The organism is Psychrobacter sp. 5A.1 (genome assembly GCF_030407455.1).
GTDB lineage: Bacteria > Pseudomonadota > Gammaproteobacteria > Pseudomonadales > Moraxellaceae > Psychrobacter.
Genome location: NZ_JASDDJ010000040.1, coordinates 21,767 through 30,148, shown reverse-complemented (window position 1 = coordinate 30,148; position 8,382 = coordinate 21,767). Strand labels below are relative to the sequence as shown.

The following is an 8,382-nucleotide window of genomic DNA, read 5'->3' as shown; positions in this document are numbered from 1 at the left end:
CATAACCTCAAATATATCATCTTGCTTCGGCTGTCACCCCTCCTTTAATTCCTCAGCATACTTTTTGATACACCACCCGAAATCGTAATCAGAGCTTTCATGTTATGTTTTTACTTTTTATTAAATTAGAAAACTTAATATCCTCTAAGGCCTCGTTCATGATTTTGAGAATATTTTCCTGCGCATCATACCACTGTTTTTTCCAGCCAGACTCATCAATCTCAAGATCATCTTCCCACCATTCAGAGGGAATGTCTGCTTTTAGTCTATAAGCTTCATAGGGATTAAAACTAATCTTCTCAAGCTTGTCAATGTAAACTAAGCCATCATCTAGACAACTTTTCAATAACATCTTAAGCTTCCTCAGGACTGGATCTTGCTCTCCGTGGTTTTCATAAGTCATCTGTTCAAACTCATGCAAAAGTTCTTTAAAAATTTCTACCTTATTTATAAGAGTTACTTTGGCATAAGCTTTTTTACCTGCTTGTATAATCACAGTTTGACCTGACGTTAAGCTAAAACCAGAATCGATTTCTTCGCCATCTACTTTCACAGCATTGCGTTTTAGCATATCTTTTGCCGCAGCACTGTTTTTAGCCAAACCTGTTTGGTTTAATATTTGAGTAATAAACAATGTGCTTTGACTATCGTCAAGTGTCAAGGTCACTTCTGGCAAATCGATTGGCAATTCGCCATCAGCCAAGACATTACCGGCTGATTTGTGCGCATTGGCAGCGGCATCAGCGTCATGGAAACGCTCGATTAACTCTTCGGCCAGAATACGCTTGATTTCCTGTGGATTGCGACCATTTTCCATTTCTGCTAGTAAACCTTCGACTTCATCCATTGGTTTAAAGCTTAAAAATTCAAAGTAGCGGCGAATTAGCGTATCTGGCATAGATAAGATTTTTTGGTACATCGTGCCCGGCGCATCATAAATGGCCACGTAGTTGTTTAAAGACTTAGACATTTTATTAACGCCGTCTAACCCTTCCAAAATTGGTACAGTGATACATACTTGCTGCTCTTGACCATAACGACCTTGCAACGTGCGACCCATCAATAGGTTAAAGGTTTGATCGGTACCGCCAAGCTCAACATCAGCTTTCAGCGCGATAGAATCATAGCCTTGCACCAGCGGATATAAAAACTCATGGATAGAGATTGGGGTCTGTGAGGCATAACGCTTAGAGAAGTCATCACGCTCAAGCATACGCGAAACCGTTTGCTGACTGGCAAGCTGAATCATATCAGCGGCGCTCATGTCATTGAACCATTCTGAATTAAAGACCACGCGGGTTTTTTCTTTGTCCAAAATTTTAAATACTTGCTCAGCATAAGTCGTGGCATTGGCTTTGATTTGCTCAACCGTCAATGGTGGACGCGTGCTGTTTTTGCCAGAAGGATCACCAATTTTGGCGGTATAATCACCGATTAAGAAATAAATCTCATGACCCAAATCTTGAAAGTGCTTAAGTTTATTAATCAGAACAGTGTGGCCGAAATGCAGGTCAGGTGCGGTAGGATCAAAGCCTGCCTTGATACGCAATGGACGGTTTAGCTTAAGCTTCGCCACTAAATCCTCTTCAGATAGGATTTCTTGTGTTCCGCGTTGGATAAGCGCAAGTTGTTCTTCTAGGGTGTAAGTTTGCGTGGTCATGATGATCTCTTTATTGTCTTTATTGAAAGGGTAAAGCGTTTGGGCTATTGATACTAAATCATACCAAACCAAAAAACACGATGAGCGATGATAAACTCGTTTAGTCTGCTAAATCAGTACTTGCACTTATTTTCTTGGCTACTCTGATTTTGGCACTGGTATTCGAGTCTTGTCGCCCAAAAAAATGTTAGAATTTGACGGATATACTAGCGTTTTTTAAGGTAAATTGCCATGACCAACCCCGCATCGATTACTGATACTCCTGATAATATTCATCCAGATTTAGATATAAATAGTGATTTGGCTCACAGTTTGGACAATATTGACGATTTAAACTATGCCACACTGACTGAAGCACTTGAGCAGACTGTGTTTGAAAACTTCGATGATGGCTTATATATCGGCATGATGTCGGGCACCAGTTTGGACGGTATGGATGCCGTTCTTTGTCAGTTCGGTACAGGTACTGGCAGTGAAGAAGAAACGCAGCAGCCCATGCGGGTGTTAGCTTCTTATAGCCAAGACTTCCCACCGCGACTGCGTGAGGTGCTATTGGCATTATGTCAGCCCAATGGTGTTCAGACATTGACACCCACGGCTGACGAACCAAACAGTGAGCTGGACTGGTTCGGCTGGGCAAGCCGCGAGTATGGTGAGTTTGCAAGCGAGGTGGTCAATACTTTATTAAAACAAGCCGATACCGATGTAGAGTTGGTGCTGGCCATTGGCTGTCATGGACAGACTGTACGCCATCGTCCGCAGATGGGATTCAGCTTACAGTTGCTCGATGCCAATATCATCGCTGAACGTACAGGTATCAGTGTGGTTAGCGATTTTCGTCGCCGTGATATGGCCGTTGGTGGACAAGGTGCGCCACTGGTTCCAGCCTTTCATCAGGCATTATTTGCCACGCCTGACAGCACTCGCGTGTTATTGAACTTAGGCGGTATTGCCAATATAACCGTCTTGCCAGCGACTGCTAATAACTCATCAAATCAACCAGACAATGTCATAGGTAATGTTGTAGATAGTGTCGTAGGCTATGGTGTTGTGGGTTACGACACTGGCCCTGCCAATTTATTATTGGACGCGTGGACCGCATTGCATACAGATAAAGGCTATGATGCAGGTGGGGCTTGGGCACAGTCTGGTCAGATCATTGAGCCGTTACTCGACCAACTTTTAAGTCATCCGTTTTTTGCAAAATCTTATCCCAAAAGTACGGGCCGTGAAGACTTTAACTTAGCATGGCTACAAGACGAGCTACAAAAATTCGAACAGGCATCTGCGGTCATTCGTTATTCATCAGCAGATGTACAGGCCACACTCACTGAGCTGACAGCCATCAGTGCGAGTGCGCAAATCAATCAATTTATCGACGCTAATAAAAACACTTCGGTGTACGTCTGCGGTGGCGGTGCATTGAATAGCTATTTAATGACGCGTTTGCAGGCAAACCTGCCCCATTGCACAGTAGAAACCACTGCGAGCTTGGGACTGGATCCAACGTGGGTAGAAGCCGTTGCTTTTGCGTGGCTAGCGAGACAGACATTAATGGGTGAAACGGGTAACTTGCCAGCGGTCACGGGCGCAAGTAAAAGTGTGGTGCTGGGTCAAGTGTGTTTTGCCTGACTGGTCAAATTATAGTTTACATGCGTGCACCTATGTGTTTTATAATAACTTTTGAAATACCTTCCTCTTAGGACTCGTAAGTATAGGATATATAGTATGAGCCAAAATAGTAGTTCATCTACCGACACAGCTACGAATGATGCTGCCGCAACGCCGAAGTATCAACCGCCTCAGAAAAAACCACATTACGAGCGCTCAGACGATATGCGCGTAGTGGTGACTGGTATGGGTGCTGTGACACCTTTGGGACTAGACGTCGATAGCTCATGGACTAAGCTGCTCAATGGTGACAGCGGCATCTCAACGATTACTCATTTTGATGCGACGGAATATCGTGCGCAGATTGCTGGCGTGGTCAAAGACTTCGATGCCAAGCAATATATGAATGCAAAAGACGCGCGACGCTATGATGAGTTTATGCATTATGGGGTGGCAGCCTCTGCCATGGCATTAAAAAACGCTGGCTTTATCGATGAAGTAAGCGCTGCCGATGCCCCTGTGCAAGGCGTTGATCAAGAACGCTTTGGTATTATCTTAGGCTCAGGGATTGGTGGTATTCAAACCATTGAAAACAGCCGTGATACCTTGCGAGAAAAAGGCGCGATGAAAGTTTCGCCATTCATTATTCCAGGTTCTATTGTCAATATGGCCGCTGGATTGGTGGCGATTAAGCACACTTTAAAAGGCCCAAACCTCGCGACATCGACAGCCTGTACCACGGCTACTCATGCCATGGGTCTGGCCGCACGTTTGATCGCTTATGGCGATGCCGATGTGATGCTGGCTGGTGGTAGTGAAAAAGGCTCAAGCCCGCTTGGTATATCAGGGTTTGGGGCTATGCATGCCCTCTCAACCCGCAACGATGAGCCAACCAAAGCCTCACGCCCATTTGACAAAGACCGTGATGGTTTTGTGCTCGGTGATGGCGCTGGTATGGTCGTCCTAGAAAGCCTCACTCATGCCAAAGCGCGCGGCGCGACAATACTGGCGGAGTTGGTCGGTTTTGGTATGAGCGATGATGCAGGTCATATTACTGCGCCACCAGAAGATGGCAATGGTGCCGCACGCGCAATGAAAAATGCTTTATACGATGCTGGTATTGAGCCTGCTGCTGTTGGTTATGTCAATGCTCATGGCACCAGTACACCTGCTGGTGATGTTGCAGAATCAATCGCCATTGAAACCGTATTTGCGCCAGTAAAAGACCGTATTTTGGTGAGCTCAACCAAATCAATGACGGGGCATTTACTGGGTGCCGCTGGTGGGGTTGAGGCCATATTTACGGTGCTTGCCCTACAGCATCAGCACGTGCCACCTACCATTAACTTGGATAATGTGGAAGACAACTGTAACCTCGACTATGTGGCCAATCAATCGCGTAAAGTTGAAAATCTACAATACGCCGTCTCCAACAGCTTTGGCTTTGGTGGCACCAATGGCTCGCTAATATTTGCGCGCTGGCCGGTCAACCACTAAGCTATAAAGCTTACAACCTTTGTTGTTGTAACCTTGGTGTCAGATTTGCTACGTTTGTCCACTTGCAGCCCCTTATCATACTTGCGTATGATAAGGGGTAATTTTTGGAACATCTATGGACGATACCATGTCAAGCTACTCTTTTTCCCATCAGTTTTATCAGCGTTGGACGTGTGCGCCTGAGCCTATTCGCGCCGCAATCACCCAAGAGCTAAAAGATATCACGACCCTATTACAAAATGACACGCCATTTGAAAGCTTTGTTTTTAGCACCCATGACTTAGACGCGCACCTTGATGATCTTTATGAAAATCATGAAGCTGAGCAAGTCATTGCCAAAGCCATCTCTGATAAGCAAGCCGAAAAGCAAGCGGCTGACGAAAAACAACGAGTAGAAGAAGAACAGAAAAAAGAAGCCGAAAAAACGACACGCCAAGCCGAAGCCATACTGCGTGAACAAGCTGAAGCGACTCAAAGAGAACAAGAAAAAAATAAGCAGCCAGCAATCACCCACAGCCATACTGATCAAAAAGTTGTCGCTACAAAGATAGACCAAGCCAGTGCGGATAAAAGCAGTGTTGGTAGTGTCGAGAGCAGCGCTAACAACCCTCAGTTAAAGATTGAACAAGCCATCTCTGCAGTAAAAGATGCCGAAAATAGCGTGAGTGATGATAACAACACGGAAAGTAAATCCTTTAGTGCGCAAGCCCGTACGCTGACCGACAACCATATTCAATACATCAACAATAAAGCCAGTACGGCCATTAATTTGGCATTGAAAGATGCTAAGTTAAGTGCAACGCATCAAAAATTAATCCGTGAACTAGAAACACAAGTCGATGATTATTTGAGTGAGCAAATGATGCTGATGTCTGAAAATCTAAAGTCTTGGTTGCGTGCCGAAGTGACCCAGCATTTCAGCGAACAAAACATATCAGTCACTAATGATGATACGGCTAAGAAAAATATCCATTGATGGTAAGTATTTTTCTCATGGGCTGCTCCCAATTGTGACAGAGGCTTCGAAAATTCATCCCAGTAGAACCGTACTCTTTTTAAAATAGATCGACTGTACCAAAAAACGAACACTAAAAAGCCCCGTAAACTATTTACGGGGCTTTTTTATTATTGGTTATAGGGTGTCTTCAATTCACTCGATAGTCATCTAAATGGGCTAACTCTTGCTAAACATCTCTATCACTATTTTTGAAATGAAGACACACCCTAGTGTATTAAATGGCTTTGGTGCGTTCAGTTAGCCATTCAAGTGCTGCGCCTTCAACGCGATCTTTTAGCTCTGCATAAACTTGGCTATGATAGTCATTTAGCCAGTCAATTTCTACTTGAGTCAATAACGACGGCTCAATCAAACGGGTGTCGATTGGGCAGTAGGTAACGGTTTCAAAGTTTAAGAATTTACCAAACTCTGTCTCGGTAGGGCTTGCCACACGCGTATTAACCATTAGGTTTTCTATGCGAATACCCCATTTTCCTTCACGGTACAGACCTGGCTCATTGCTTGAAATCATACCTTCTTTCATCGCACGCTCTTTTGGCGTACTGGCACTATAAGCAATGACTTGTGGGCCTTCATGGACGTTTAAGAAATAGCCAACCCCATGACCGGTGCCATGACCATAGTCCATCTGTGCTTGCCATAGAGGCGCACGGCAAATGGCATCAATCAATGGTGAGGCAATACCGTCAGGGAAATGTGCTTTTGCCAATGCAATATGGGCTTTTAGCACTGTGGTAAAGTCGCGTTTATGCTCAGAACTGACTTGCCCAATACCGACCACGCGAGTGATATCCGTCGTACCATTTTGATATTGTGCGCCTGAGTCAATCAGTAGTAGCCCACCCTCGCCCTCGGCCACATCAAGATAGCTGAATTTTTCTGGTGTTGCGCGGTAATGTGGCAACGCACCGTTTTCATTAAAACCAGCAATCGTTGGAAAGCTTGGCGATACATAGTGTGGCTGCTGACTACGTACGTCGATTAGCATGCTATCCACGTCCAACTCACTTAAACGCTCACCGTTTGCTAGGCGCTGCTCAAACGTGGCAAAAAACTCAGCTAAGGCAGCGCCATCTTGACGCATCGCTTCACGGACATGATCGATATCTGCATCTGACTTTACAGATTTGAGTAATGTACTAGGTGCCATTTGCTCAATAAAACCAACATCGTCTGCCATTTTTGAGAGTGTACCGACTGCGACTTTGCTTGGATCTAACAATAATAAATTGTCTGGTGTTAATTCGCTCAATGCCTCTTGTACTGCATCATAATCAGCAATCGTGATACCGCTATCTTTTAGGGCAGAGGCGATATCAGCACTGACTTTATTGTTATCGATAAACAGCGTCGCGTCGTTTTCACTAATAAGCATATGTGACAAGAACACAGGGTTATAATCAACATCCGCACCGCGTAAGTTGGTCAACCATGCGATGTCATCTAAACTTGAGAGTAAGTGATGCGTCGCTCCTGCCTCTGCCATACCTGCACGCACATCAGCAAGTTTTGAGGTGGCAGACTGAGCAAGAAATTGTTCATCGTGAGCATATAACTTGGCAGCTGGTAGCGCTGGACGGTCTGTCCATATTTCTGTCAACACGTCACGCTCAGTGATTAAAGTAATGTCATTGGCATCAAATGCATTCAACAATCGATCCTGCTCAGCGATAGACAACACATTGCCATCGACTGCGACACTATCACCTTCTTGCAGATGCTCGGCGAGCCAGTCGATATGGTTTGGCTGACCTGGAGCCAGCTTCTCTAAAGTAATACCCGTGCCTTCTAACTGATCAGCGGCGTGTACCCAATAACGACTGTCTGTCCATAGACCAGCAAAGTCAGCCGTCACAACGAGCGTACCGACCGAACCTGTGAATCCTGATAGCCACAAGCGTGCCTGCCAATATTCTGGTAGATACTCAGATAAATGTGGATCGGCAGACGGTATGATAATCGCGGTGAGATCTTGTGCTGCTATGGTCTGACGCAGACTATCGATACGAGCGTGGATGGTTTGTTTATTCATTAAAAGTGTCCTTATTAGAGATAGAGCAGTTAATTTGGGAAAGATTAGTTTTAGAAAATTATTGCTGTGAGGCAACTATAAATAGTCGTCTTATTCGATCAGAAACATTTTAAGCATTCATTGACATATTATTATTAGAGTTAGCGTCAATTACATTCAATCGTTTAAGAATTAAAAACTTGCAAATAACCAGATACCTATACCTATACCTATACCTAAGGCTAAGGCTAAGGCTAAGGCTAAGGCTAAGGCTAAGGCTAAGGCTAAGGCTAAGGCTAAGGCTAAGGCTAATCATGATTAAAACAGAAAAGTATGACAGCCGAATATCATTAGATGTTTGGGCAGATGGTGAGCTTTCAATGGCACATGCCAAATATCTCACCAAACGAAACCATAAACCGGGTGACTAATGATGGTAACACGTCTCATCATCGGTCACCGCCTTGTACTGTAGTTTGCCCACTATCCTATTGAGATATAAAGTCATCATGTGCTACTGGTATCCATTTTCCTTACTGGCATTTCGCTAGCATGATAAAGGCGTCGAAAAAGGCTTTAAACACA

The 8,382-nt window shown here is 44.6% G+C and carries 4 protein-coding genes and 1 pseudogene; 3 read left to right on the top strand and 2 right to left on the bottom strand.

Annotation, left to right across the window (positions count from 1 at the left end):
* Positions 1-451: 451 nt before the first annotated feature.
* A pseudogene (gene tyrS / locus QL982_RS09720) lies at positions 452-1,660 on the bottom strand (tyrosine--tRNA ligase); the annotation flags it as partial.
* Between the two features lie 231 nt (positions 1,661-1,891).
* On the opposite strand from tyrS, the gene QL982_RS09715 reads away from it, so the two are divergent.
* The 3 genes from QL982_RS09715 (at position 1,892) to QL982_RS09705 (ending at position 5,744) form a co-directional block, all read left to right on the top strand.
* On the top strand, positions 1,892-3,292 hold the full coding sequence (locus tag QL982_RS09715; protein WP_290163378.1) for an anhydro-N-acetylmuramic acid kinase: 1,401 nt from the start codon (positions 1,892-1,894) through the stop codon (positions 3,290-3,292).
* A gap of 204 nt (positions 3,293-3,496) precedes the next feature.
* Positions 3,497-4,768, top strand: a complete 1,272-nt coding sequence (fabF, locus tag QL982_RS09710) for a beta-ketoacyl-ACP synthase II (protein WP_290163415.1) — start codon at positions 3,497-3,499, stop codon at positions 4,766-4,768.
* 115 nt (positions 4,769-4,883) lie between these two features.
* Positions 4,884-5,744 (top strand): hypothetical protein, encoded by an 861-nt coding sequence (locus QL982_RS09705; protein ID WP_290163379.1) that lies wholly within the window; start codon positions 4,884-4,886, stop codon positions 5,742-5,744.
* A 256-nt stretch (positions 5,745-6,000) separates the two neighbouring features.
* Here the strand turns inward: QL982_RS09705 and QL982_RS09700 are convergent, their stop codons facing one another.
* On the bottom strand, positions 6,001-7,818 hold the full coding sequence (locus QL982_RS09700) for an aminopeptidase P family protein (protein ID WP_290163380.1): 1,818 nt from the start codon (positions 7,816-7,818) through the stop codon (positions 6,001-6,003).
* Positions 7,819-8,382 lie beyond the last annotated feature (564 nt).